This is a genomic window from Mesorhizobium loti (assembly GCF_003148495.1).
In the GTDB taxonomy this organism is placed as follows: Bacteria; Pseudomonadota; Alphaproteobacteria; order Rhizobiales; family Rhizobiaceae; genus Mesorhizobium; species Mesorhizobium loti.
The window spans coordinates 68,865-94,578 of the sequence record NZ_QGGH01000006.1; the positions used below are offsets into that span (position 1 = coordinate 68,865).

Sequence of the window (25,714 nt, forward strand, 5' to 3'; positions counted from 1 at the left end):
TCCCCTCCATAAATCTCTAACATCGGAGGAGTTCGCGCATGGCTGGGTTCACCCACCTTTTTATTCCAGGACCCACCAACATTCCGGAGCAGGTCCGGCAAGCGATGAACCTGCCGATGGAGGACATGCGCGCCGCCTCGTTCCCTGAACTCACCCTGCCGCTGTTCGAGGACATCAAGAAGGTTTTCAAGAACGAAACCGGCCGCGTCTTCATCTACCCGTCGTCGGGCACCGGCGCTTGGGAGGCAGCCATGACCAATGTGCTTAGCCCCGGCGATCGCGTGCTGATGTCGCGCTTCGGCCAGTTCTCGCATCTATGGGTCGACATGGCCGAGCGCCTTGGCTTTGAGGTCGACGTTATCGACTGCGAGTGGGGAACCGGTGTGCCGCTCGACCTCTACGCGGAAAGGCTGAAGGCGGACAAGGCACACCGCATCAAGGCAGTCTTCTGCACGCAGAACGAGACCGCGACCGGCGTCACCAGCGATGTCGCCGGCTGCCGGGCCGTGCTCGACGCGGCGAACCACCCTGCCCTTCTCTTTGTCGACGGCGTGTCGTCGATCGGCTCGATCGACTTCCGCCAGGAAGAATGGGGTGTCGACTGCGCCGTCAGCGGCTCGCAGAAAGGTTTCATGCTGCCGGCCGGCCTCGGCTTCCTCTCCGTCAGCAAGAAGGCGCTCGTCGCTTCCAGGGTCGCCTCCCACAGACGCTGCTTCTTCTCGTTCGAGGACATGATCCGCGCCAACGACGCCGGGTATTTCCCCTATACGCCGGCGACGCAACTGCTGCGCGGCCTGCGCGCCTCGCTCGATCTGATCGCCGAAGAAGGGCTCGACAACATCTTCGTCCGCCACCATCGCCTCGCCGAAGGCGTGCGCAAGGCGGTCGACGCCTGGGGCCTGAAGCTCTGCGCGAAGGCGCCGAAATGGCACTCCGACACCGTCAGCGCCATCCTGGTGCCGGAAGGCATCGACAGCGGCGACGTCGTCAAGCGAGCCTACGGCACCTACCAGACGTCGCTCGGCGGCGGCCTCAACAAGGTGATGGGCAAGGTCTTCCGCATCGGCCATCTCGGCTGGCTGAACGAGGTGATGGTGCTGGCGTCACTGTCCGCCGCCGAACTGGCGCTGCTCGACTGCGGCGTCAAGCTGGCGCCGGGTTCCGGTGTCGGTGCCGCGATCGCGCATTTCCGCCGCTCGCCGCAGTCCGCCATCGCCGAAGCCGCCTGATCCGGGAGCACGCCATGAGCCACACCATCAACCATCTGAAGAAACTGAGGCTGCAGCGCAGCGAACTCGCTGTCCCCGGCTCCAGTCCCGAGATGATCGACAAGGCGGCCAACAGCGCCGCCGACTTCGTCTTCCTCGACATCGAGGACGCGGTGGCGCCGCCGGACAAGGAACGCGCCCGCAAGAACATCATCCAGGCGCTTAACGACATCGACTGGCGCGCCAAGGGCAAGACCGTTTCGGTGCGCATCAACGGCCTCGACACGCACTACATGTACCGCGACGTGGTCGACGTGATGGAACAGGCCGGCGACCGGCTGGACACCATCCTGGTGCCGAAGGTCGGCGTTCCGGCCGACCTCTACATGGTCGAGGCCATGGTCAATCAGATCGAGATGGCCAAGGGCTACAAGACCCGCGTCGGCCTCGAAGCCCTCATCGAGACGGCGCTCGGCATGGCAAATGTCGAAGCGATCGCCGCTACATCAGGCCGCCTGGAGGCGATGCATTTCGGCGTCGCCGACTATGCCGCGAGTTGCAAGGCGCGCACCGTCAACATCGGCGGCCTCAACCCCGACTATCCCGGCGACCAGTGGCATTTCGCTCTATCGCGGATGACGGTTGCCTGCAGGGCCTACGGCCTGCGTGCCATCGACGGCCCGTTCGGCGATTTCTCCGACCCTGAGGGCTACATCGCTGGCGCAAGGCGCGCTGCGGCATTGGGCATCGAAGGCAAATGGGCGATCCATCCCTCGCAGATTGCGCTCGCTAACGACGTCTTCTCGCCGCCGGAAAAGGAGGTGACCCGCGCCAGGCGCATCCTCGAAGTGCTGAAGGAGGCCGAGGCGCAGGGCAAGGGCGCGGCAGCGCTCGACGGCAAGATGATCGACGCCGCTTCGGAACGCATGGCGCGCAATGTGCTGGTGGTCAACGAGGCGATCGAGCGCGCCGGCCAGACTGCGACGCACTGACAATTACCGGGAGGACAAAATGGACATTCACGAATACCAGGCCAAGGAACTGCTTGCCCGTCACGGCGTGCATGTGCCGCGCGGTGGACTGGCCTACAGCCCCGAACAGGCGACCTACCGGGCGCGCGAGATCGGCGGCAGCAAATGGGTGCTAAAGGCGCAGGTTCATTCCGGCGCGCGCGGCAAGGCCGGCGGCATCAAGCTCTGCGCCAACGACGAGGAGATCGCCAACGCGGCCGAAGCCATGCTCGGACGCAAGCTGGTGACCAACCAGACCGGTCCGCGCAGCAAGCTGATCTCGCGGCTCTATCTCGAGGAGGCCGTCGACATCGCGCAGGAACTCTATCTCGGCTTTGTGCTCGACCGCAAGGAAGAGCGCGTCATGATCGTGGCCTCCGCCGCCGGCGGCATGGAGATCGAGGAGATCTCTGAAAGAAAACCTGATTCCATCATCCGCGCCGTGGTCGATCCCGGTGTCGGCATGCAGGGCTTCCAGGCGCGCGAGATCGCTTTCGGCCTCGGACTTGAAAGCAACCTGATCGGCAAGGCGACCGAGACCATCCTCGGCTGCTACCAGGTGTTCCGCGACTATGACGCTTCGATGCTGGAGATCAATCCACTGGTGGTGACCCGCGACGGCAATCTCGTCGCGCTCGACGCCAAGATGTCGTTCGACGAGAACGCGCTGTTCCGTCGCCCGGAAATCTCCGAACTGCGCGACAAGAGCCAGGAAGACCCGCGCGAGACTTTCGCCAGCGACCGTGGCCTCTCCTATGTCGGCCTCGACGGCAATATTGGCTGCATCATCAACGGCGCTGGCCTCGCCATGGCGACGATGGACATGATCAAGATCGCCGGCGGCGAACCGGCCAACTTCCTCGACATCGGCGGCGGCGCCTCGCCCGAGCGGGTGGCGAAATCCTTCCGCGCCGTGCTCGGCGACAAGAATGTCGAGACCATCCTGGTCAACATCTTCGCCGGCATCAACCGCTGCGACTGGGTCGCCGAGGGCGTCATCAAGGCGATCCGCGAAGTCGGCGTCGACGTACCGCTGGTGGTCCGGCTCTCCGGCACCAAGGTCGAAGAAGGACGCCGCATCCTGGCCGATTCCGGCGAGAAAATTATCGTCGCCGACACACTGGCGGAAGCCGCCGAAAAGGCCGTCGCTGCCTGGCGCGCGGCCACCAAGAAAAAAGCAGCCTGAGGGAGGTCGAAAAAATGGCAATCCTGCTCAACCGCAACACACGCGTCATCGTCCAGGGCTTCACCGGCAAGATCGGCAGCTTCCATGCCGAGGACATGAAGCGATACGGCACCAAGCTGGTTGGCGGCGTCACCCCCGGCAAGGGCGGCCAAAAGCATCTCGGCCTGCCGGTGTTCAACACCGTCAAGGGCGCTGTGCGTGAGACCCGCGCCGAGGCGAGCATCGTCTTCGTGCCGCCGCCCTTCGCCGCCGATTCGATCATGGAAGCGGCGGATGCCGGCATCAAGCTCTGCGTCTGCATCACCGACGGCATCCCGTCGCAGGACATGATGCAGGTCAAGCGCTACATGCGCCGCTACCGCTTCGAGGACCGCATGCGGCTGGTCGGCCCGAATTGCGCCGGGGTCATCACGCCCGGACAGGCGCTTATGGGCATCATGCCCGGCAGCATCTACCTCCCCGGGCGCGTCGGCATCGTCGGCCGCTCCGGCACGCTCGGCTACGAGGCCGCCTCGCAGATGAAGGCGCTGGGCATCGGCGTGTCGACCAGCGTCGGCATCGGCGGCGATCCGATCAACGGCTCGTCTTTCAAGGATATCCTGCAACTCTTCGAGCGTGACGAAGACACCGACGCTGTGGTGATGATCGGCGAGATCGGCGGACCGCAGGAAGCGGAAGCCGCGATCTGGGCGCGCGACAACATGCGCAAGCCGCTGATTGCCTATATCGCCGGGCTTTCCGCGCCAAAAGGCAGGCGCATGGGCCATGCCGGCGCCATCATCTCCGCCTTCGGCGAATCGGCGCAGGAAAAAGTCGAAATCCTCAAGGAGGCCGGTGTCGTCATCGTGCCGACGCCGGCCTCATTCGGCGAGGTCGTGGCCGATACGCTGGCGCGGACCAAGAAGGCGGCGTGACGGCCGACCGGGCGAAGCCCACATTGCGCAGTTTGAAGTCTGTTCGGGGTGGTGGAAACATCGCACCCCGTCGATCGGCAGGGAAATTCGATGAAACCGCGATTGATTGTCACCCGCAGATGGCCGGCCGCCGTTGAAGCGCTCCTCGCCGAGCGCTTCGACACCACGCTCAACACAGACGACACGCCGCTGAGCGCTGCCGCGATGACTTCCGCCTTCGCGGATTTTGACGCCATCCTGGCGACCGTCAGCGACCGCTTGCCTGGTGTGGTCTTTCCCGAAAGCGCAGCCCGCACCAGGATCATCGCCAATTTCGGCGTCGGCTTCAGCCATATCGATGTCGCGGCGGCCCGCGACCGCGACATCGTGGTGACCAACACCCCGGGCGTACTGACCGATTGCACCGCCGATCTAGCCCTCAGCCTGATCTTGGCCGTCGCGCGCCGGACCGGTGAGGGCGAGCGGCAGCTGCGGGCCGGAGAGTGGCGTGGCTGGTCGCCGACGCACATGGCCGGCGCGAAGGTGTCGGGCAAGACCCTGGGTATTGTCGGCATGGGGCGCATCGGCAAGGCAACGGCCAGGCGCGCGCATTTCGGCTTCGGAATGAAGATCGTCTTCTTCAATCGGTCACCGATCGACGATGACGAGACGCGCGCCATGGGCGCGGTGCAGATGCCAACCTTGGAAGATGCGCTCGCGGCATCCGATTTCGTGTCGCTGCACTGTCCGGGCGGCGCGGAAAACCGCCATCTCATCGATGCTCGCAGCCTGCGGTTGATGAAACGCGGCGCATTCCTGATCAACACGGCACGCGGCGACGTCGTCGACCAGGATGCTCTGATCGGTGCACTGGAAAGACGCGAGATCGCGGGGGCGGGTCTCGACGTCTTTGCCGACGAGCCGGCCGTTCCGGAGGCGCTGAAGCAGTTGGAGAACGTCGTGCTGTTGCCGCATCTCGGCAGTGCGACCGAGGAGACGCGGGTGGCGATGGGCATGAAGGTGGTGGAGAACCTGACCGCCTTCTTCGAAGGTCGCCCGGTCCCCGATCGGGTCGCCTGACAGCAGGCGCCGGTCTCGCTTCAGGGCGCTGCTGCAATTGCAATCGATGCGGACGAGGAAGCGGCTTTGGAACAAAGCAGACGTATCAAGTTTCGGGAGGACGAGCGCAGCCTTTTGTTGCGCCTGCTGCTTCAGGTCGCAAGCGCGCGTGAGCCCGAGATCGCCGCCGTTCTGAGCGGGCGCAGGTCGCTGGTCTCCCTCGCCGCGGAGCAGCGCATCCCAGCGCTTCAGGCGAGCGGCGTATGGTTCCAATTGCTGGCGATAGCAGACGAATTGCTTGCCATGCGGGTGCGCCGCGAGCTCGAGCAAGGCGCCGGTGTCGACGAAGTGCCCGGGTCCTTCGCCAGTGTGATCGCGCAGATGGCAGCGAACGGCCACTCAGCGGAGGAAGTCCAGGCAACGCTCGATGAGCTTTGCGTCGGCCCGACCATGACTGCGCACCCGACGGAGGCCAAACGCGTCACGGTGCTGGAGATCCACCGCCGTATCTATCGCAAGCTGACCGAGCTCGACCAGCCCCGCTGGGCGCCGCGCGAACGCTCCCTGTTGGTCGCCGATCTGGAAAGCGAGATCGAGCTTCTGTGGATGACGGGCGAACTGCGACTGGAACGCCCGACTGTCGAACGCGAAATCGCCTGGGGCCTGCATTTCTTTCGCGAGGTCATCTTCGAGGCAACGCCACAGCTCTATGACAAGCTTCAAGGCGCCTTCGAGCGTCACTATCCGGGAAAGCCGATCAGAATTCCCTCCTTCATGCGCTATGCCTCGTGGATCGGCGGCGACCGCGATGGCAATCCAAATGTGACGGCCGCGGTCACAGCCCATGCCATGGTCGAATACCGCAATACCGCCATAGGCTGGTATCTGAGGCAGGTGCAGCGGCTGGCAACGGTGCTCAGCGCCAGCTCGAATGTCATCGACCTGCCGGCCAGCTTCAAGCCGGCGCTGCAAACGGCGCTTGATAGAAGCGGACAGGCGCAAGAGATCGCCGCCCGCAATCCCGACGAACCGCTTCGCCAATTCGCTTCGGCCTTGCTTGCCCGGCTGGTGGCCACGCGAGATGGCGCTACGACGGCGTACCTCACGGCGGAGGCGTTTCGTGCCGATCTGAACGGGCTGACTTGCGTTCTCGAAGCGATTGGCGGGCGCGCAGTGGCAAAGCGGTTCGTCCAGCCTCTCCTTTGGCAAGTCGGGAGCTTCGGCTTCCGAACGGTCTCGCTCGACATCCGGCAGAACTCCACGGTCGTCAACCGGGTGCTGGGCGAGTTGTTCGCGCTGACAAATCCCGCCGATCCGGTCGCAGCCGGCACGCCGCAATGGTCGGCGCGCATTCGCTTAAGCCTCAGCCAGGGCGAGCAGCTGGAGATCGACGCAGGCCGGCTCTCGCCTGAAGCAGGTGAACTGCTTTCGACATTCTCCGTCATCGCCAAGCACATCTCCAGCTCGGATGCCGACGCTGTCGGCTCCTTCATTCTCAGCATGACCCGCTCGGCTGACGATCTGCTCGCCGTCTATCTGCTGGCGCAATATTGCGGACTTTCAACCGCGCCCGTTGGCGGCGGCACAATCAAGCTGCGGATCGTGCCATTGTTCGAGACCATCACCGACCTGCAGGCCGCCCCCGGCATCCTGAACGAATTGCTCGGCATTTCGCTGGTGAGGCGAACGGTGCGAGACTTCCGCGCGCGCCAGGAAATCATGCTTGGTTATTCGGATTCCAACAAAGACGGTGGTTTCCTGGCTTCCAACTGGGAACTGGCAAAAGCGCAAAAGCGCGTCGCTGCCGTCGGGCGCAAGCACAAGGTCAGGATCAGTTTCTTTCACGGCCGCGGCGGCTCCGTCAGCCGTGGCGGCGCGCCGACCGGCCGGGCGATCGCGGCGCAGCCGGCGGGTACAGTCGCCGGAGCCATGCGGGTGACGGAACAGGGCGAGGTCGTCTCGTCGAAATTCGCCAATCGCGGCACCGGCCTCAACCAGCTCGAGGTTCTCGCCGCCGGCGTGCTGGCCCATAGTGTCGGATCGCCCGGTGATGTCGAGCCCAAGGAAACGCCGGAGTTCGACGAAGCGCTGGAAGCGCTGGCAGGCATGTCGCAGGCGTCCTATGCAAGGTTGATGGCTGAGCCCGGCTTCCTCGATTATTTCAATCAGGCGAGCCCGGTCGCGGAACTGGCGCTGCTGAAAATGGGCTCACGGCCGGATCGCCGTTTCGGCGCTAGCGGCATTGCCGACCTGCGCGCCATCCCATGGGTGTTCGCCTGGAGCCAGAACCGTCACCTGTTGACCGGCTGGTATGGCATCGGCAGCGCGCTCAGCTCGTTCGTCACGGTGCGCGGCGAGGTCGGACGCGAACTTCTGGCCCGCATGTTCGAGCACTCGCGCTTCTTCCGCCTGATCATCGACGAGGCCGAGAAGACGCTCTACCAGTCCGACATGGACATCGCGCGGCTCTACGCAGGCCTGGTGTCCGACAGCGATGCGGCCGAACGAATCTACGCTCGCATCGCCGCCGAATACGAGCTGACGCGACACCTGATCGGTGACCTCACGGGAGGCGATCTTTCCGCGCGCTTTCCGATGTTCAAGCGGCGTTTCGACAATCTGCGGCGGCAGATGGATGACATTCACCGGCTGCAGGTCGATCTGCTGCGTGAAGTTCGCGCAAATACCGGCACGGCGGATCAAAAGCGGGCGACCGACGCTCTGCTTGTATCGATCAATTGTATCTCGGCTGGCCTTGGGTGGACGGGATAGACCCGGTTTTGCCGAGCGACCTGCGTGATCTCGAGTCATCGTCCAAGGCCAGTCGCCCACATCGCCGGGCTTTCGGCGCCAAAGGGCCGCCGCATGGGCCATGTTGGCGTCGCTTGCCGCCCCGGCTCGCCAGAAGCAATCTGTCAAGAGAATTTTGGTGCGGTCGAGAAGACTCGAACTTCCACGGGTTGCCCCACAGCGACCTCAACGCTGCGCGTCTACCAATTCCGCCACGACCGCACGTGGTAGAGCCGGAACCGACCGGCTCGCGGCGTGTAGCAAATCGTTTCCGGCGAAACAAGTGCACGGCAAGCAATAATGTCAGGCGATTGGCATAATGCTCCACAGGGCTCGAATGTGGTGCCGGAACTGGACGTTTCGGCCTGCTATTGCCATATGGATGGCAAATGCATGTCGCCCAAAAGTGCAAGGCGGTTTTGGGGCCACGACAGGCATAAGCAAAAAGCGACACCGTCATGCCAGAACGCAGCCAGATCGCCACGTCGTTCCTGCCGCTCCCCGGTTCTGCACCGGTCGAATGGCTGATCGAGCCTGGCCTCACCGCCTATCCCGATGCGATCGCCTTCATGGAGGCGCGCGCCGAGGCGATCCGAAGCGGCGCTGCCGGTGAAATAGTCTGGCTGGTCGAACATCCGCCGCTCTACACCGCCGGCACCAGCGCCCGCAGCGAGGATCTGATCGACGCCAGCCGCTTCCCGGTCTTCGCAGCCGGCCGCGGCGGCGAATACACCTATCATGGGCCGGGCCAGCGGGTCGCCTATGTGATGCTCGATCTCAAGCGGCGGCGCGAGGATGTCCGCGCCTTCGTTGCGGCGCTCGAACAGTGGATCATCGGCACGCTGGCCGCCTTCAACGTGCAGGGCGAACGCCGCGAGGACCGGGTCGGCGTCTGGGTGGTGCGGCCGGATCGGCCTGCCTTGCCCGACGGCTCGCCGGCCGAAGACAAGATCGCGGCAATCGGCATCCGGCTGCGGCGCTGGGTCAGCTTTCATGGCATCGCCATCAATGTCGAGCCGGATCTCGACCATTTCAGCGGCATCGTGCCCTGCGGCGTGCAGGACCACGGCGTCACCAGCCTCGTCGACCTCGGCCTTCCCCTGACAATGGCCGACCTTGATCTGGCCCTGAAATCCGCCTTCGAGAATGTCTTCGGTCCCGCCACGGCTCTGCCTGTCGAAGCCCCGCGCAAGGCCGGTTGAGACTTCCTGATCCGGCACGGCTCAAGGTGTGTTGCGATTCAGGTCAGGCCGAGTCGAAAATGGCTCATAGCGAGAACCGGAGCGGAGCGTACTTTTCGTACGTGAGCTCAGTTCTACCGCGACGCGGTAGAACGGGGAAGCGCAGGTATCAGCCATTTGCAGGCCGGCATCACCTGAATATCAACACACCTTAGATGAGCTGGGCGGAGGCCCACAGAACGCCGTAGCCATGGACGGCGAACACCGCCAGCAGCGCTGCCGCCATGGCCAAGCGGTCGACGGTGCGAATCGGCTTCAACTCGTGACGCGGCTTTACCCCGCTGCTCATCGTCAGCAGGCTGAGGATCGAAAACACCGCGCCCGTCCCGAGCAGAAAATTGGCGGAAAAACCGGCCTGCCACCCCACAGCCAGGAAAGCCGAGAGCAGGAAGAACGAGGCCAGCGCCAGCGCGATCGGCCCGGGGCAGATCTGACGCAGCACCTGGCCGCCGTCGAATTTCCACACCGGCACCAGATTGGCGATGTTGAACAGGGCGGCAAAACCAGCCAGAGCCGCCAGCAGCATTGCCGCCAGCCGATGCCCTTCCGCGCTGGCAAAGCTACTTGCGGCGATTGCGATCGGCACCAGGAAGGCGGAGAAGCCGGCGCCCATCAAGGCCACGAAGGCGACCTCGAAACGGCTGTCATAGGGCCGGCCACCAATGGCGATGCCGCCGAGCAGCGGGATGAAGATCATCCGCGCCCTGTTGTGGCCCATCAGCCGAAATGCCGCCATGTGGCCGAGCTCGTGCAGGGCGACCACCGATGTGAGGATCGCGGCCAGCGCCAGCCCGCCGAAATGAAGCCCGAAGAACGGCCACAGGATCAGTGCCGACAGCGCGGCGAAGCCGACCTGGCTCAGCGGATGCTCGAACCAGCCGCCCTTGCGATACTGCCCGGTCCGCGCCCAGCGCTGCAGCTTGGAGAGTTCGCGGCGCATGGCGAAATAGCGGAACACCAGGAAGGCAACGCCGCGATAGCGATCGGTCTGGCTGAGCGTCACCCGCGTACCATTGCCCTCGGAAACGAGTTCGGTGGTTTCGCGAAAATCCTTCCAGAACGAGGCGTCGAGCGCGGTGTCCTCGATGACCCGCATCGAGAAGTGGCTGCCCTCGACCACGTCTTCAAACCGCGACTTGCGCTCGATCGGCTTGCCGTCGCGGCCTTCCCAGGACAGCATGATTCGAGCCACGCCCTCACCGTCCGGCGCTTCGGCCGAGAGTATCTCACCGGACCAGCCGGCATCGCTGCCGAGCGGCCACAGCGCCTGCCAGAGGCGCTGCCGGTCCGCTGCTATCACGCGGCTGAGCCGGACCGTGCGCAGACCAAGCGGCACGGTCATCAAGAGAAAGATCAGCCCGAGATTGCTGGCCACGAGAATGGCCGTGACGATGGGCGACACGCGACGTTGCTCCCTGTCTTTCAGGGCACCCTAACGTTGCGGCGGCAAGAAAAGCTTAACGGCAGAGCGGGTCATAACCCACTCAGGATCACGGCGGCGAATGCCGTCAAATCACATGGCTCCGATCCAGATCGCCATGGAAACGAGAAAGGTGCTCATGCAAACCAGTGAGATGACATCCTGAACCAGATCGGTCATAACTCTCTCCTGTTGTTGATATGTTCGCAGTTTGTTCTAATTTTGTTTCAAAGTCAACGACCACAATCCGGCTACATCAGGAATTTTCGGGCGATCAAATCGGCAGGGTTAAGAAAAGGTTGAGGACCGAGCGGCAGCTACCGATGGGCCAGATACAGGCATCAGTGGCGGACTGACGGTGAGCCGCCCGCCAAGGTTTGTCGAGACCGAGGTCAGCCCGAACCGAGAGGCACCACTTTACCGTCGGCCAGCGTCACCCGCCGGTCCATGCGTGATGCCAGCTCGTGATTGTGGGTGGCGATCAGGGCCGCAAGGCCCGATTGCTTGACCAGCGCCGCCAGCGCCTCGAACACATAAGAGGCGGTGACCGGGTCGAGATTGCCGGTCGGCTCATCCGCCAGCAGCACCAGCGGCGCATTGGCGACCGCCCGCGCAATGGCGACGCGCTGCTGCTCGCCGCCGGAGAGTTCGGACGGCCGGTGCGATGCGCGCTTGCCGATCTGCATATAGTCGAGCAGTTGTGCCGCGCGCTCGGTCGCGTCCTTGCGGCTCAGCCCTTTGATGAGCTGCGGCATCATGATGTTTTCCAGCGCCGAGAACTCCGGCAGCAAATGATGGAACTGGTAGACGAAGCCGACATCGTTGCGGCGAATCGCCGTGCGCTCGTCGTCGGAGAGCCGCCCGCAGGCACGGCCGGCCAGGATGACGTCGCCGGCGTCGGGACGCTCCAGCAGGCCGGCAGTGTGCAGAAGCGTCGACTTGCCGGTGCCGGACGGCGCCACCAGCGCCACCATCTCACCGCGCTTCAGCGAGAAGTCCGCACCGTTGAGAATGGTGAGCTTGCGCGGCCCCTGGACATAGTGCCGCTCGACGCTCTTCAGCTCGATAATGACCTCGGCCATTACTCGTACCTCAAGGCTTCGACCGGATCGAGACGCGCGGCCCGCCATGCCGGAAACACCGTTGCCAGGAAGGATAGGCCGAGCGCCATCAGGATGACATAGGTCGTCTCGCGCGGATCCATCTTCGCCGGCAGCTGGCTGAGGAAATAGAGTTCCGGGTTGAACAGCACCTTGCCGGTCATCCACGAGAAGAACTGGCGGATGGATTCGATGTTGGTGCAGATCAGCACGCCGAGCAGCACGCCGGCGAGCGTGCCGGTCACGCCGATCGCCGCACCCGTCATCAGGAAGATGCGCAGGATGGCGCCGCGCGACGCCCCCATGGTGCGCAGGATGGCGATGTCGTGCCCCTTGTCCTTCACCAGCATGATCAGGCCGGAGATGATGTTCAGCGCCGCCACCAGCACGATCAGCGTCAGGATCATGAACATGACATTGCGCTCGACCTGCAGGGCGGAGAAAAAGGTCTCGTTGCGCTGGCGCCAATCGACCATGTCGATCGGCCGCTGCGCCGCCGCCTCCACCTTCGGTTTCAGCGCATCGACATCATCGGGATTGTCGACATAGATCTCGATCGTCTGCGCCCGGCCGTCCATGTTGAAATAAAGCTGCGCTTCGGAGAACGGCATGTAGACGATGGAGGTGTCATATTCGGACATGCCGACTTCGAAGATCGCCGCGATCTTGTAGCCCTTCATGCGCGGCGTCGTGCCAATCGGGGTCACGTCGCCGTCCGGCGAGATCAAGGTGATGGTGTCACCAAGCGTCAGGCCGAGATTCTCAGCCATGCGCTTGCCGATGGCAACGCCCTCGCCGGTGTCGAAATCGGCGATCGAGCCCTGCTTGATGTTGCTGGCCACGATGGCGATCTTGCTGAGATCCTCGCCTCGGATGCCGCGCACCAGCGCTCCGGTTCCACCGCCGACATTGCCTTGCGCCAGCACCTGGCCGTCGATCAGCGGGATGGCGTATTTGACGCCTGATACACCGTTGATGCGGCCGGCGACCTGCGCATAGTCCTCAAGCGGCGAATCGAGCGGCTGCACGATCAGATGGCCATTGACGCCGAGGATGCGCGTCAACAGCTCCGCCCTAAAGCCGTTCATCACCGCCATCACCACGATCAGCGTGGCGACGCCCAGCATAATGCCGAGGAAGGAGATCGAGGCGATCACCGAGATCACCGTCTCCTTGCGCCGCGAGCGCAGATAGCGCCACGCGACCATGCGCTCGAAGATGGAAAAGGGTCCGGCGCCCGCCGATCTTGCCGCCACCGCCTCGCTCATGCAGCGACACCGAAGCGCTTCTTCGCGTCCGCGATCGGCAGCGTCTCGCGCTCGCCGGTCTTGCGATTCTTGATCTCGATCTCGCCGGCGGCCACGCCGCGCGGTCCGACGATCACCTGCCATGGCAGGCCAATCAGATCGGCGGTGGCGAACTTGCCGCCGGGCCGCTGGTCGGTGTCGTCGTAGAGCACGTCCTTGCCGGCGGCGACGAAAGCGGCATGCAGCTCGTCGCAGACGCGGTCGCACTCGGCGTCGCCCGCCTTCATGTTGATCAGCCCGATGTCGAACGGCGCCACAGCTTCGGGCCAGATGATGCCGTTGTCGTCATGGCTGGCTTCGATGATCGCCGCGACCAGGCGCGACGGACCGATGCCGTAGGAGCCGCCGGAGACGAAATGATCCTTGCCGTCGGGCCCGGTCACCTTGGCGCCCATGGGCTTGGAATACTTATCGCCGAAATGGAAGATGTGGCCGACCTCGATGCCGCGCGCCGAGACCTTGTCACTCTCGCCGATCTTTTCCCACGCCGCCTCGTCATGCATCTCGTCGGTGGCGGCGTAGGGCGTCGTCCACGTCTTGACGATGTCGGCGATCTCGGCGTCGTTGGCAAAGTCGGTATTGGCGCCGGGCACATCGAGCGAAAGATAGTCGCGATGACAGAAGACCTGGCTCTCGCCGGTGTCGGCGAGGATGATGAATTCATGGCTGAGATCGCCGCCGATCGGCCCGGTGTCGGCCCGCATCGGTATAGCCTGCAGCCCCATGCGCGTGAAGGTCCGGAGATAGGACACGAACATCCTGTTGTAGGCCGCCTTTGCGCCCTCGAAGTCGAGGTCGAAGGAATAGGCGTCCTTCATCAGGAATTCGCGCGACCGCATGACGCCGAAGCGCGGCCGCACTTCGTCGCGGAACTTCCACTGGATGTGGTAGAGATTGAGCGGCAGGTCCTTGTAGGACTTCACATAGGCGCGGACGATCTCGGTGACCACTTCCTCATTGGTCGGGCCGTAGAGCATGTCGCGGTCTTGCCGGTCCTTGATGCGCAGCATCTCCTTGCCGTAGTCGTCATAGCGGCCGCTTTCGCGCCACAGATCGGCCGACTGGATGGTCGGCATCAGGATTTCCAGCGCGCCGGCGCGATTCTGCTCCTCGCGGATGATGCGGCAGACCTTGTCCAGTACCCGCTTGCCGAGCGGCAGCCACGAGAAACTGCCCTGCCCCTGCTGGCGGATCATGCCGGCGCGCAGCATCAGCCGGTGCGAGACGATTTCAGCCTCGCGCGGATTTTCTTTGAGGATAGGCAGGAAATAGCGCGACAAACGCATGGACTGGTCCGTGAGTGAGGATGGCCGCGTCAGAATCGGCGCGACATTGGCTTGCTTGACCCGGCTTCATAGCCATTTCATGGCCGAATGGGAACCCAAACCCGGCGGCGCAGTGCCGCACGCGTCTTACTGGACGTTTCGAAAGCAAAGCCTGCCATACTATTGTGCAGTGCAGCACGAGAATGCCTGTTTCGAGGCAAAATTCTTCGTGACATTTTCATTCGCGTTAGGCTAATGTGCCCCGATAACCGAGAGGGTAGAAAAAAATCTGCTCTCCTACGCGGTCAAAGTCTTGGGAGGATGCGATCTAGGCGCGGTTACTCGCTGCCGCCGGAAACCGGAAACAGATCGGACGCGTTTAAATTGCAAGGCCTTGTGCCTTGCATTTTTTTTGTGCAATCATCCGCTTAGCGCAACGCGTTGCCAAACCGCCTTACCTCGCGTCAGCACTCCCCAGCCACAAAACGGCACGGCATTGCCGTCCGAAACCGCCCATCGTTCCGATGGATGAAAACGTCTTTTGCCGGACAGTCTATTTGGGCCGGACAGTCTATTTGGCTGGCGTCTGACCGAAATCCGGCACGATGTGGGGGATGTCGTTGAGGCTGTATCCCAGGCCATGCGTCAGGCCATAGAAAATGGCCATCAGGATCGCGGTGGCGACGGTGGTGCGGATCACGGCGCGCAGCATGTGGGGGCCGCGCGGTGCACTCGGAACCGTGCCCAGCGTCACATCATGATCGTCGTCCTGCGTCTTCACGCTGAACGGCAGCACGGCAAACAACACCACCCACCAGGTCGCGAAAAACAGGGCGGTGAACGAAACCCAGCTCATGATTGCTCCAGTTCGATCAGCGTGCCGAAGAAATCCTTCGGATGCAGGAACAGCACCGGCTTGCCATGGGCGCCGATCTTCGGGTTGCCGTCGCCCAGCACGCGGGCGCCGGCAGCCTTGAGCTGGTCACGCGCGGCCAGGATATCGTCGACCTCGTAGCAGAGATGATGCATGCCGCCGGACGGGTTCTTCGCGAGGAACGCTGCGATCGGCGAGCCCTCGCCAAGCGGCTCCAGCAATTCGATCTTGGTGTTGCCGACATTGACGAACACCACCCTGACGCCATGCTCCGGCAGCGCCTGCGGCTCCGTCACCTCGGCGCCGAGCGTATTGCGGTAAGCAGCGACGGCCGCGGTCAGGTCCGGCACCGCGAGCGCGACATGGTTCAGCCGTCCGAGCATGTGCGAGCGATCACTCCTCTGTCCAGTGACTGCGTCATACGTCAAATCGACTGATATCAATAGCCATGCACGAGGCGCGCACTGTCGCAGTTCGATGATCATTCTTCCAAATCACGATCGAGGCTGTTCCGATCGCCAGCCGCAAAGCACAAACGGCGATGTCCGATATCCGCCCTGCCCGCGCCCGCATTTTTCCTTTCGATCTCGGGTCATTCAAAGCTGCCGCCTTGCTCGATGCCGTCGATGGCGCGAGATTAATTGTTCACCCGCTCGCACCTATTCTTTGCCGACCAGGTCCTGAGGTATGGCTTCACAATGAAGATCCACTGCCTGACTCTGGGCTAGGGTGATCTGGTCCTGAAACAGATCGCAATGCAGCTGATTATCATTGGCACCCGGCGTATTTGATCCGGAAAATATCTGGACCAGGACGCTCGGCTTCTGGTCGACAATGTCTGCCAGCTTCTTCGCAATCACTGGGGCGCCCGTTACGTGGACCGTTTGGTCGACGACATCGACAGGAATGGTTTCCGCGCCCATTTCCAGTTGAGCATAAGGCTTGAGCTTTAGGCGCGCGATGGCTTCCGGGCTGGCGTCGCCGTAAAACTGATTGGCAAGGGTGACCTGCCGATGCAGGCTTTTCATTCTCTCGATGGCCTCTGGGCTGAAACTGATTTTCACGTCATAGCCGTAGGACTTGGCAGCAGGCGTTGCGGCGGCCGCCTCGCCAGCATCTGAACCAAGTTGCACCAAGGCCCCGCCGACGGCGGCCAGCGCAACTACTCTGAGAAGCTGGAACGGTCTAGTCATATAAGATTTCCTCCTGTGATGGGGCTTCTGCGAAAAACCGATGAAACCAGATAGGCCATTACGGCGCCGACAATGCCGACAGCCAGATAAGCCGACATTGCCCACAGGCTGTTCGTTTCAATCACTTGGCATCATCGACATCTCGCTGGAGTCGGAACGCTTCAGTGGTTGATGACGCTGATTTCCCAAGACGTCCCGGTACAAGCCTCTCCGTCCACGCAGAACGCGTTCACCCACAGCTGTCCTTTGTCGAACATGATGCCTTTGCTGCTAACCTTCAGATCTTTGTATTTCTGCTGTTTCACGACCTTGATCACCGCCGGGGTGATGATCTGGTCGTAGACCGGAAGAAGATCCTCGTACGTGGCGAATATGCGTTCTTTGCCGTCAACGGTGATGGTCACCGGATATTCGTATTCCTGGCCCATCTTTGTCCCGTCGGCGATGTTGAGCTGCAGGAATTTAAACGCGGCGAGAAACCCCGTGTGGTCTACTTTCAGGAGACTATCGATGTGGGCATTCACCGCGCCCACGGATTGTGCGTAGGCCGGCTGTGACAGTGCCGCGCACACGACAAAGGCCGCCAACGGCCTCCAGGTTCCAGTTTTCACGATTCCCCCCATTTAGTCTTGCCCGAGACGACTTGTCGTCTACGACGACGACCAAACTGAGGCAAATGCAAGCGAATTGTGCGTCTGGGTCGTGTCTCAGTTTCCTGTCTCTGCAAGCCCCTCTTTGCGGCGGTATGCCCACAGCGCAAGTGCGCCTGGGCGGATGCTATCGGGGTGGTCCAGGCGAACGATATCCTCGCTGATGGTCCACGGCGCTGGAAAGTCGGCGACCACTTCGGTTCCGGCAATCCGGGCATCGTCATAGGTCTCCTCGGCGATCTCGCCGTCGAACACAAAGCGAAGCTTGATCTCCGTTCCTTCCCAGCCGCAGGTGACGGCCCGAAGGTTGTGCGGGACGGCACCGAGAAGAGCGCGCTGCACGGAAAGTAGCAGTGTTGCGCGAATGTCATTCATGAGCGTGTCGCTTTCAATTAATGTTCGCCCACATTTTATGTAAGCGATGTTCTCAGGCCACGGCGTTTAGCTCGGGCGCCCAGATGTAGGCCCAAGCCAGGAGGTCATCGATTTGGCTGTTCGGATAGCCGTTGACGATCCTGGTGAGTACGTCGGCGAGATAGCCGGGCGGCTCGACGCATTGAGTTTGCAGGTTTCGATCAGCGACGCAATGACCGCCCAGTGTTCGGCATCGCCGTCCGAGCCGAGCGCGTTCTTGTGGTTGAGCGCGATCGGACGGATTGAGCGCTCGACAGCGTTGCTGTCGATGGCATTTCTCGTCGAAAGCGATGGGCAACAACTGCTGATCTGGTCGGACGCCTTCCTGCACTATGTCGTGTCCATCCAGCAGCCGGATTGGCATGCCGATTTCGATTATGACAGGCAACAGGCCGTCGCGACGCGCAAGCGGCTGCTGAAGATGGCCGCGGAGCAGCGCCTGCTGGTCGCCGACCACCGCATGCCATTTCCAGGCCTGGGTTACATCGAATCGGCCAATGGTTCTTTTCGCTGGCTTCCGGTCAGCTATCAGCTCAACGTCTAGCTGCCATCCTCACCGGGTAACGAACACCGTCACCAGCGGTTTCTTGCCCCAGGCTTCGTTGGCGGCGCCGCGTACGGCGCGCCGTACAGCCTCTTGCACCATGTCGAGGTCTTTTCGGCGCTGGCGGGGGATCGAGTCCACCGCGCCGATTGCCGCATCGATCATCAAATCTTCCAGCGTCTCGCCACGGCCATCGGCCTCGGCGACGCCGATGGCGACCAGATCGGGGTCTCCGGCAAGTTCATATTTGTCGTCGAGCACGACATTGACCGCGACATGGCCGGCAAAGGACAGTTTGCGCCGGTCGCGGATGCCCATCGCCTGATCGGTGCCGATCAGTCTGCCATCCTTGTAGACGCGGCCGAACGGCACCTGGTCGATGATGGTGGCAGGGCCGGGAGCGAGCCGCAGCATGTCGCCGTCGCGCACCTGCGCCACCTGGCCAATGCCCGATGTCGACATCAGCGATCCCTGCGCCACCAGATGCGCCGCCTCGCCATGCACGGGAACGCCGATCTGCGGGCGCACCCATTCATACATCTTGCGCAATTCGCTGCGCCGCGGATGGCCGGAAACATGCACCAGCGCGTCGCCGTCCTCGATGATCTTGACGCCGAGATCGATGAGGCGGTTCTTGATCTCGAGGATCGCCTTCTCGTTGCCCGGAATCGTGCGCGAGGAAAACACCACCGTGTCGCCGGCTGTCAGCGACACCGACTTCATCTCTTCGCGCGACAGCTTGGCCAGTGCGGCAAGCGGTTCGCCCTGGCTGCCGGTGCAGATGATGACCAGGTTTTCGCGCGGGATGAAGCCAAAATCCTCCTCGGCGATGAACTCGGGCAGACCGTCCATGTAGCCGAGTTCGCCAGCCACATCGATGACCCGCTTCAGCGAGCGGCCGAGCACCAGGCACTGGCGACCGGCATCGCGTGCCGCCCTGGCGATGGAGACGATGCGTCCGACATTGGAGGAAAACGTGGTGACGGCGACGCGACCCTTGGCAGCCTGGATGACGCCCTTGAGGCCCTCGCCCACGGCCACTTCCGAAGGCGACTCGCCTTCGCGCAGCGCATTGGTCGAATCGCAGATCAGCGCCAGGACGCCCTTGTCACCATAGGCGCGGAAACGCGCCTCGTCGGTCTTCGGCCCGATCGTCGGCTCCGGGTCGATCTTCCAATCACCGGTGTGGATGACGGTGCCGGCCGGCGAGGTGATCGCCAGCGACATCGGCTCGGGGATCGAGTGCGCCACCGGAATGGCTTCGATCTCAAAGGGGCCGACGGTGAATTTCTCCCCCGCTTTGTAGATCGTGACCGGTATTTTCGGCGCACCTTGCTCGCCTTGTCGCTTGGCTTCGAGCAAGCCGGCGCTGAACGGCGTCATCCAGACCGGCGCCTTCAGCTTCGGCCAGGTGTCGAGCAGCGCGCCGTAGTGGTCTTCATGCGCATGGGTGATGATGATGCCGCGCAGATTGGCGAGGTTCTCCTCGATGAAGCGCGTGTCGGGCAGCACCAGGTCGACGCCGGGCAGGCTGGCATCGGGGAAGGTCACACCGACATCGATGACGATCCATTCGCGCGCACTGGGCGGGCCGTAGCCGTAAAGAGCGAAGTTCATGCCGATCTCGCCGACGCCGCCGAGCGGCACGAAGACGAGTTCGGCGTTTTCCGCTTTCGCCATGATTTTTCCCTTCCTGGCCCTCAGGCCAAGTCCATAAAGCAATTCCAGGAAAAGCGTCTAACGGTTTTCCCACAGGAATTGCGCAAAAACAAACACTTAGAGCCGTTCACGAACGGCTCTAGGCCCTGGCCGAAGCGACCGCGCCGAAATGCACGTCGCCGGCGGCGATCGTCAGAACCGAACCTTCATCGTCGCGGATCACGAAACGGCAGTCCTCGTCAATGGTTTCAAACACCCCACGCACCACATTACCGTCAATCCTGACAGCAACCTCGCCGCCGAGCCCCGCCGCGCGAGCCAACCACCGCCGCCTGACGGCGGCAAGTCCGCGCCCCTCATCCCACAACCGGGCATTCTCCCTCCAGGCATCCGACAGCGCCAGGAACAGTGTCTCCGCATCGCATGCCGCACCCAGCGCGCGCAAGGATGTTGCGGGATAAGGCAAATCCTCAGGGTATGCCACCACATTGACGCCGATGCCGACCGCCACCGCGAAACGGCCGCCTTCCAGGATCGCCGATTCCAGCAGGATACCGGCCAGCTTGGCGCCCGACGCAAGCACGTCATTCGGCCATTTCAACTCGAAACGGTTTTTGCCTTCACTGGCGCCGTCGAGGCCGATGGCGATCCGGCCCTTTGGCACCACGGCGTCGAGCGCATCGGCCAGCGCCAGCCCGGCGACGAAGCCCAGCGTTGCGGCAAGGCGAAGCTCTGCCTTGGTGATGACGAGCAGCGTCGCCGCGAGGTTGCCCTCGGGCGTCGCCCAGACACGGCCGCGCCGGCCACGCCCGCTTTCCTGCTTCTTGGAAACGACCCACAATTTGCCCGGGTCACCTGCCCTGGCGTGATCCAGCGCCAGCGCATTGGTGGAGCCGACGCTGTCATGCGCCTCGAGCCGGAACCCTTCCGACGCCGAGGTTGGAGCCAGCCGAAACGCCATGCCGTCTAGAAAAACGTCTTGGCGGCGGCTTCGGCATAGGTGCCGATCGGTCCGCCGATCAGCACATAAAACAGCACGAAGGCGCCGGAGACGCCGAGCACGACACGCAATTCCGTCGCCATCGGCACAAAGCCACCGACCGGTTCGTCGAACCACATGATCTTGATGATGCGCAGGTAATAATAGGCGCCCACCACCGAGGCCAGCACGCCGATGATCGCCAGCGCGTAGAGATTGGCGTTGATGGCGGCGAGGAAGACGTACCATTTCCCCCAGAAGCCGGCGAGCGGCGGGATGCCTGCCAGCGAGAACATCAGGATGGTCAGGATCGTCGCCATGATTGGATTGGTCGACGACAGGCCGGCCAGATCGCTGATCTGCTCGACATTGCCGTCCTTGCGCCGCATGGCGAGGATGAAGGCGAAGGTGCCGAGCGTCATCACCAGATAGATCAGCATGTAGATGGCAACGCCGCGCACGCCGGCCTGGCTGTTGGCGGCAAGGCCGACCAGCGCGTAGCCCATATGGCCGATCGAGGAATAGGCCATCAGTCGCTTGATGTTGGTCTGGCCGATGGCCGCGAAGGCGCCCAGCGCCATCGAGGCGATCGAGATGAAGACGATGATCTGCTGCCAGTCGGAGGCGATCGGCTTGAACGCGCCCATGGTGACACGCACCATCAGCGCCATCGCCGCCATCTTGGGTGCCGCCGCCAGGAAGGCCGTCACTGGCGTCGGCGCGCCCTCGTAGACGTCGGGCGTCCACATGTGGAACGGCACCGCCGAGATCTTGAAGGCAAGGCCGGCCAACACGAAGACGAGACCGAAGACGAGGCCAAGCTGGCGCTCGCCGCTGCCGAGCGCCGTAGCGATCTCCTGGAAGCCGGTGTTGCCAGTGTAGCCGTAGACCAGGCTGATGCCATAGAGCAGCATGCCCGACGACAACGCACCGAGAACGAAATATTTGAGGCCAGCCTCGGTCGAACGCAGATTGTCGCGATTAATCGCGCACAGCACGTAGATCGCCAGCGACTGCAGTTCGAGGCCGAGATAGAGCCCGATCATGCTGTTGGCCGAGATCATCAGCATCATGCCGAGCGTGCTGAGCAGCACCAATACGGGATATTCGAACTTGTCGAAATGCTCCGCCTTGGCGAAGCGCATCGACATCGCCAGCGTCACCGCCGAGCCGACCAGCGCCAGCACCTTCATGAAGCGGGCAAAGGAATCCTGGATGAAGGCGTTGCCATAGGCGCTGCCCTGCCCGGTTTGGAAGATCAGCCAGGCGCCCGCGACGACCAGCACGGCGACGGCAAGGCCGGTCACCGTGTTGGCGGTGTTGGCGCGCGAATAGGCGCCGACCATCAGCAGCGCCAGCGCGCCGACGGCAAGGATCAGCTCTGGCGTCGAGAGCGACAGGCTGGAGAGAAGGTCCGGCGTCATGGTTCGCAAAACCCTTGGGTTAATTCGCCGCCGCGGTCTGCGCGGCGCCGATGGATGCAGTGACATTGGTGACGAGCGACTTGACCGATTCGGCCGTCGCGTCGAAGACGGGTGCGGGATAGACGCCGAAGAAGATGACCAGCACGACCAGCGGGTAGATGATCAGCTTCTCGCGCGGCGACAGGTCGAGCAGGCCCTTCAGGCTGTCCTTGGTCAGCGCGCCGAAGATCACCCGGCGATAGAGCCAGAGCGCGTAGGCAGCCGACAGGATGACGCCGGTGGCGGCGAAGAACGCCACCCAGGTGTTGACCCGGAACACGCCGAGCATGGTCAGGAACTCGCCGACGAAACCGCTGGTGCCGGGCAGGCCGACATTGGCCATGGTGAAGATCATGAACACGGTGGCGTATTTCGGCATGTTGTTGACCAAGCCGCCATAGGCCGCGATTTCGCGTGTGTGCATGCGGTCGTAGATGACGCCGACGCACAGGAACAGCGCGCCGGAGACGAGGCCGTGGCTGAGCATCTGGAAGATCGCGCCCTGCACGCCTTCCTGGTTCATGGCGAAGATGCCCATGGTGACGAAGCCCATATGGGCCACCGACGAATAGGCGATCAGCTTCTTCATGTCCTCCTGCATCAGCGCCACCAGCGAGGTGTAGATGATGGCGATGACCGAGAGCGCGAAGATCAGCGGCGCGAACATTTCGGACGCCAGCGGGAACATCGGCAAGGAGAAACGCAGGAAGCCGTACCCGCCCATCTTTAGCAGGATGGCGGCCAGGATCACCGAACCTGCCGTCGGCGCTTCAACGTGCGCGTCGGGCAACCAGGTGTGCACCGGCCACATCGGCATCTTCACCGCGAAGGACGCGAAGAAGGCAAGCCATAGCCAGGTCTGCATGTTGGCCGGGAAGTTGTGCGTCAGAAGCGTCGGGATGTCGGTCGTGCCGGACTGGTAGAACATCGCCATGATGGCGAGCAGCATCAGCACCGAGCCGGCCAGCGTGTAGAGGAAGAACTTGAACGAGGCGTAGACGCGCCGCTTGCCGCCCCAGACGCCGATGATGATGAACATCGGGATCAGGCCGGCTTCGAAGAAGACGTAGAACAGCACGATATCGAGTGCGCAGAACACGCCGATCATCAACGTTTCGAGCAGCAGGAAGGCGATCATGTAGGCCTTGACGCGCTTCTCGATCGATTCCCACGACGCCAGGATGCAGAGCGGCATCAGGAAGGTCGTCAGGATGACGAACAGCATGGAGATGCCGTCGACGCCCATATGGTAGGAGATGCCGGAGTCGAGCCAGGCCACCTTCTCGACGAACTGGAAGCCGGCCTGCGAATTGTCGAAGCCGGTCCAGATGAACACCGAGATGATGAACGTGAACGTCGTCGTCAACAGCGCGATGGCGCGGATGTTGCGGCGTGCGTTTTCGCTGTCATCGTTGATGAACAAGATAAGCAGCACACCAACCAACGGCAGGAAGGTGACCAGCGAGAGGATTGGCCAGGCGGTCATCAGAGCATCATCCAGGTGACGAGTGCGGCAACGCCGATCAGCATGGCGAAGGCATAATGGTAGAGGTAGCCGGTCTGCAGCTTGACGACGCGGTTGGTGACATCGACGACGCGCGCCGAAATGCCATCAGGGCCAAGCCCGTCGATGATGGTGCCGTCGCCGGTCTTCCACAGGAAATGGCCGAGGCGCTTGGCAGGCCGCACGAACAGGAAATCGTAGAGCTCGTCGAAATACCACTTGTTGAGCAGGAAGGCGTAGAGTCCGCGATGGTGTGCTGCCAGATTGACCGGCATTTCCGGCGAGCGGATGTAGAATTTCCAGGCCAGCGCGAAGCCGATCAGCATGGCGATGAAGGGCGACAGCTCGACCCACAGCGGCAGTTCGTGGATCTCGTGCAGGATGTGGTTTTCCGGCAGCGTGAACAGCGACGCCTTCCAGAACTCGGCATAGCCCTCGCCGATGAAAGCGCCGTGGAAGATGATGCCGGCAAACAGTGCGCCGGCGGCCAGGATGAACAGCGGCACCAGCATCACCGGCGGCGATTCATGGACATGGTGCATCACCTCATGGCTCGCCCGCGGCTTGCCGTGGAAAGTCATGAAAATCAGCCGCCAGGAGTAGAAGGAGGTGAAGCAGGCGGCGATGACGAGCAATATGAAGGCGAAGCCGGCAACTGAATTGTGGCCGGCAAAGGCGCTTTCGATGATGGCGTCCTTGGAGAAGAAGCCGGCGGTGCCGATGACCGTCACCGGGATGCCGACGCCGGTCAACGCCAGCGTGCCGATGACCATCATCCAGTAGGTGGTCGGGATCAGCTTGCGCAGTCCGCCCATCTTGCGCATGTCCTGCTCGTCGGAGACGGCATGGATGACCGAGCCAGAGCCGAGGAACAGCAGGGCCTTGAAGAAGGCATGCGTGAACAGGTGGAAGATCGCCGCGCCATAGGCGCCGACGCCGAGCGCCACGAACATGTAGCCGAGCTGCGAGCAGGTCGAATAGGCGATGACGCGCTTGATGTCGTTCTGCACGAGACCGACCGTGGCCGCGAAGAATGCGGTGAAGGCGCCGATGAAGGTCACGACCGTCAGCGCCGAATGCGACAGCTCGAACAGCGGCGACAGCCGCGCCAGCATGAACACACCGGCCGTTACCATGGTGGCGGCATGGATCAGTGCGGAAACCGGCGTCGGGCCTTCCATGGCGTCCGGCAGCCAGGTGTGCAGCGGCACCTGCGCCGACTTGCCCATGGCGCCCATGAACAGCAGAAGGCAGACGATCGTCATGGCCGACTGCTTGTCCAGCGCATGCCCAAGGAAGGTCAGGACCGCGGCGCCCTGTGGCGCGCCTTCGGCCGGAATGAACGTCGCCGCATTGGCGAAGATGGTGCCGAGATTGACCGAGCCGAACAGCACGAACAGGCCGAAGATGCCGAGCGCGAAGCCGAAGTCGCCGACGCGGTTGACGACGAAGGCCTTTATTGCCGCGGCATTGGCCGACGGCTTCTTGTACCAGAAACCGATCAGCAGGTAGGAGGCGAGACCGACCCCTTCCCAGCCGAAGAACATCTGCACCAGATTGTCGGCCGTCACCAGCATCAGCATGGCGAAGGTGAACAGCGACAAATAGGCGAAGAAGCGCGGCCGGTTCGGATCGTGGTGCATGTAGCCGATCGAATAGATGTGAACCAGCGCCGACACGGTGTTGACCACCACCAGCATCACCACCGTCAGCGTGTCGATCCGCAGCGCCCAGGATGCTTCCAGTCCGCCTGACTGGATCCAGCGCATCACCGGCACGGTGAACACCTCGCCATGGCCGAAGCCGACGGTGAAGAAAGCGACCCACGACAACACCGCCGCGATCACCAGGAAACCGGAGGTGATGTATTCGGACGCCTTGGCGCCGAGCGACGTGCCGAACAGGCCGACGATCAGGAAGCCGAGCAGGGGAAGGAAGACGATGGCCTGATACAT

The 25,714-nt window shown here is 62.8% G+C and carries 22 protein-coding genes, 1 tRNA gene and 1 pseudogene; 8 read left to right on the plus strand and 16 right to left on the minus strand.

Annotation, left to right across the window (positions count from 1 at the left end):
* Nucleotides 1-38: 38 nt before the first annotated feature.
* From C8D77_RS22210 to C8D77_RS22235, 6 genes are all read left to right on the plus strand, one after another.
* Nucleotides 39-1,229 (plus strand): aminotransferase class V-fold PLP-dependent enzyme, encoded by a 1,191-nt coding sequence (locus C8D77_RS22210; RefSeq protein ID WP_109667927.1) that lies wholly within the window; start codon nucleotides 39-41, stop codon nucleotides 1,227-1,229.
* A 14-nt stretch (nucleotides 1,230-1,243) separates the two neighbouring features.
* A complete protein-coding gene (locus tag C8D77_RS22215) occupies nucleotides 1,244-2,200 on the plus strand; it encodes an HpcH/HpaI aldolase/citrate lyase family protein (protein WP_109667929.1) in 957 nt (318 codons plus the stop codon).
* Nucleotides 2,201-2,219: 19 nt separating this feature from the next.
* On the plus strand, nucleotides 2,220-3,404 hold the full coding sequence (locus C8D77_RS22220) for a malate--CoA ligase subunit beta (RefSeq protein WP_109667931.1): 1,185 nt from the start codon (nucleotides 2,220-2,222) through the stop codon (nucleotides 3,402-3,404).
* A 14-nt stretch (nucleotides 3,405-3,418) separates the two neighbouring features.
* Entirely contained in the window at nucleotides 3,419-4,318 is a 900-nt protein-coding gene (sucD, locus tag C8D77_RS22225; RefSeq protein ID WP_109667934.1) for a succinate--CoA ligase subunit alpha, read from the plus strand.
* 90 nt (nucleotides 4,319-4,408) lie between these two features.
* Nucleotides 4,409-5,377 carry a 2-hydroxyacid dehydrogenase gene (locus tag C8D77_RS22230; RefSeq protein WP_109667936.1) on the plus strand — a complete coding sequence of 323 codons (969 nt, stop codon included), beginning with the start codon at nucleotides 4,409-4,411 and terminating at the stop codon, nucleotides 5,375-5,377.
* Nucleotides 5,378-5,443: 66 nt separating this feature from the next.
* On the plus strand, nucleotides 5,444-8,128 hold the full coding sequence (locus tag C8D77_RS22235) for a phosphoenolpyruvate carboxylase (RefSeq protein ID WP_109667938.1): 2,685 nt from the start codon (nucleotides 5,444-5,446) through the stop codon (nucleotides 8,126-8,128).
* Nucleotides 8,129-8,283: 155 nt separating this feature from the next.
* On the opposite strand, the gene C8D77_RS22240 is transcribed toward C8D77_RS22235, so the two are convergent.
* A tRNA-Leu gene (locus C8D77_RS22240) sits at nucleotides 8,284-8,368 on the minus strand.
* A gap of 236 nt (nucleotides 8,369-8,604) precedes the next feature.
* On the opposite strand from C8D77_RS22240, the gene lipB reads away from it, so the two are divergent.
* Nucleotides 8,605-9,348, plus strand: coding sequence for a lipoyl(octanoyl) transferase LipB (lipB, locus tag C8D77_RS22245; RefSeq protein ID WP_109667940.1), 744 nt, complete (start codon nucleotides 8,605-8,607; stop codon nucleotides 9,346-9,348).
* Between the two features lie 190 nt (nucleotides 9,349-9,538).
* Here lipB and C8D77_RS22250 read toward each other — a convergent pair whose 3' ends face one another.
* The 10 genes and pseudogenes from C8D77_RS22250 to C8D77_RS22295 form a co-directional block, all read right to left on the minus strand.
* Nucleotides 9,539-10,789 (minus strand): site-2 protease family protein, encoded by a 1,251-nt coding sequence (locus tag C8D77_RS22250; RefSeq protein ID WP_109667942.1) that lies wholly within the window; start codon nucleotides 10,787-10,789, stop codon nucleotides 9,539-9,541.
* Between the two features lie 410 nt (nucleotides 10,790-11,199).
* The gene (locus C8D77_RS22255; RefSeq protein WP_109667944.1) at nucleotides 11,200-11,889 is read right to left on the minus strand and encodes an ABC transporter ATP-binding protein; all 690 of its coding nucleotides are present in this window, start codon (nucleotides 11,887-11,889) and stop codon (nucleotides 11,200-11,202) included.
* On the minus strand, nucleotides 11,889-13,175 hold the full coding sequence (locus C8D77_RS22260) for a lipoprotein-releasing ABC transporter permease subunit (protein WP_109667946.1): 1,287 nt from the start codon (nucleotides 13,173-13,175) through the stop codon (nucleotides 11,889-11,891). The genes C8D77_RS22255 and C8D77_RS22260 overlap by 1 nt, the downstream gene beginning before the upstream one ends.
* The gene (proS, locus tag C8D77_RS22265) at nucleotides 13,172-14,500 is read right to left on the minus strand and encodes a proline--tRNA ligase (protein WP_109667948.1); all 1,329 of its coding nucleotides are present in this window, start codon (nucleotides 14,498-14,500) and stop codon (nucleotides 13,172-13,174) included. Before proS ends, C8D77_RS22260 begins: the two co-directional genes overlap by 4 nt.
* 550 nt (nucleotides 14,501-15,050) lie before the next feature.
* Nucleotides 15,051-15,335 (minus strand): DUF1467 family protein, encoded by a 285-nt coding sequence (locus tag C8D77_RS22270; protein ID WP_109667950.1) that lies wholly within the window; start codon nucleotides 15,333-15,335, stop codon nucleotides 15,051-15,053.
* Nucleotides 15,332-15,736 (minus strand): methylmalonyl-CoA epimerase, encoded by a 405-nt coding sequence (mce, locus tag C8D77_RS22275; protein WP_109667952.1) that lies wholly within the window; start codon nucleotides 15,734-15,736, stop codon nucleotides 15,332-15,334. The genes C8D77_RS22270 and mce overlap by 4 nt, the downstream gene beginning before the upstream one ends.
* 276 nt (nucleotides 15,737-16,012) lie before the next feature.
* Nucleotides 16,013-16,546, minus strand: coding sequence for a hypothetical protein (locus C8D77_RS37290; RefSeq protein ID WP_146211796.1), 534 nt, complete (start codon nucleotides 16,544-16,546; stop codon nucleotides 16,013-16,015).
* Between the two features lie 161 nt (nucleotides 16,547-16,707).
* On the minus strand, nucleotides 16,708-17,157 hold the full coding sequence (locus C8D77_RS22285) for a hypothetical protein (RefSeq protein ID WP_146211797.1): 450 nt from the start codon (nucleotides 17,155-17,157) through the stop codon (nucleotides 16,708-16,710).
* Nucleotides 17,158-17,253: 96 nt separating this feature from the next.
* Nucleotides 17,254-17,571 carry a MafI2 family immunity protein gene (locus tag C8D77_RS22290; protein WP_109667957.1) on the minus strand — a complete coding sequence of 106 codons (318 nt, stop codon included), beginning with the start codon at nucleotides 17,569-17,571 and terminating at the stop codon, nucleotides 17,254-17,256.
* A gap of 52 nt (nucleotides 17,572-17,623) precedes the next feature.
* Nucleotides 17,624-17,889, minus strand: a pseudogene (locus tag C8D77_RS22295) (transposase domain-containing protein); the annotation flags it as partial.
* On the opposite strand from C8D77_RS22295, the gene C8D77_RS22300 reads away from it, so the two are divergent.
* Nucleotides 17,828-18,154: an MBL fold metallo-hydrolase gene (locus C8D77_RS22300; protein WP_245951853.1), complete on the plus strand. Its 327-nt coding sequence runs from the start codon at nucleotides 17,828-17,830 to the stop codon at nucleotides 18,152-18,154. The pseudogene C8D77_RS22295 and the gene C8D77_RS22300 sit on opposite strands and share 62 nt — an antisense overlap.
* Before the next feature lie 9 nt (nucleotides 18,155-18,163).
* Here the strand turns inward: C8D77_RS22300 and C8D77_RS22305 are convergent, their stop codons facing one another.
* The 5 genes from C8D77_RS22305 to nuoL all read right to left on the minus strand — a co-directional run bounded on the left by C8D77_RS22305 (nucleotide 18,164) and on the right by nuoL (nucleotide 25,714).
* On the minus strand, nucleotides 18,164-19,834 hold the full coding sequence (locus C8D77_RS22305; protein WP_109667959.1) for a ribonuclease J: 1,671 nt from the start codon (nucleotides 19,832-19,834) through the stop codon (nucleotides 18,164-18,166).
* A gap of 118 nt (nucleotides 19,835-19,952) precedes the next feature.
* Entirely contained in the window at nucleotides 19,953-20,774 is an 822-nt protein-coding gene (locus C8D77_RS22310) for a biotin--[acetyl-CoA-carboxylase] ligase (RefSeq protein ID WP_109667961.1), read from the minus strand.
* 5 nt (nucleotides 20,775-20,779) lie between these two features.
* The gene (nuoN, locus tag C8D77_RS22315; protein ID WP_109667963.1) at nucleotides 20,780-22,216 is read right to left on the minus strand and encodes an NADH-quinone oxidoreductase subunit NuoN; all 1,437 of its coding nucleotides are present in this window, start codon (nucleotides 22,214-22,216) and stop codon (nucleotides 20,780-20,782) included.
* 19 nt (nucleotides 22,217-22,235) lie between these two features.
* Nucleotides 22,236-23,741 carry an NADH-quinone oxidoreductase subunit M gene (locus C8D77_RS22320; protein ID WP_109667966.1) on the minus strand — a complete coding sequence of 502 codons (1,506 nt, stop codon included), beginning with the start codon at nucleotides 23,739-23,741 and terminating at the stop codon, nucleotides 22,236-22,238.
* The gene (gene nuoL / locus C8D77_RS22325) at nucleotides 23,741-25,714 is read right to left on the minus strand and encodes an NADH-quinone oxidoreductase subunit L (protein ID WP_109667968.1); all 1,974 of its coding nucleotides are present in this window, start codon (nucleotides 25,712-25,714) and stop codon (nucleotides 23,741-23,743) included. Before nuoL ends, C8D77_RS22320 begins: the two co-directional genes overlap by 1 nt.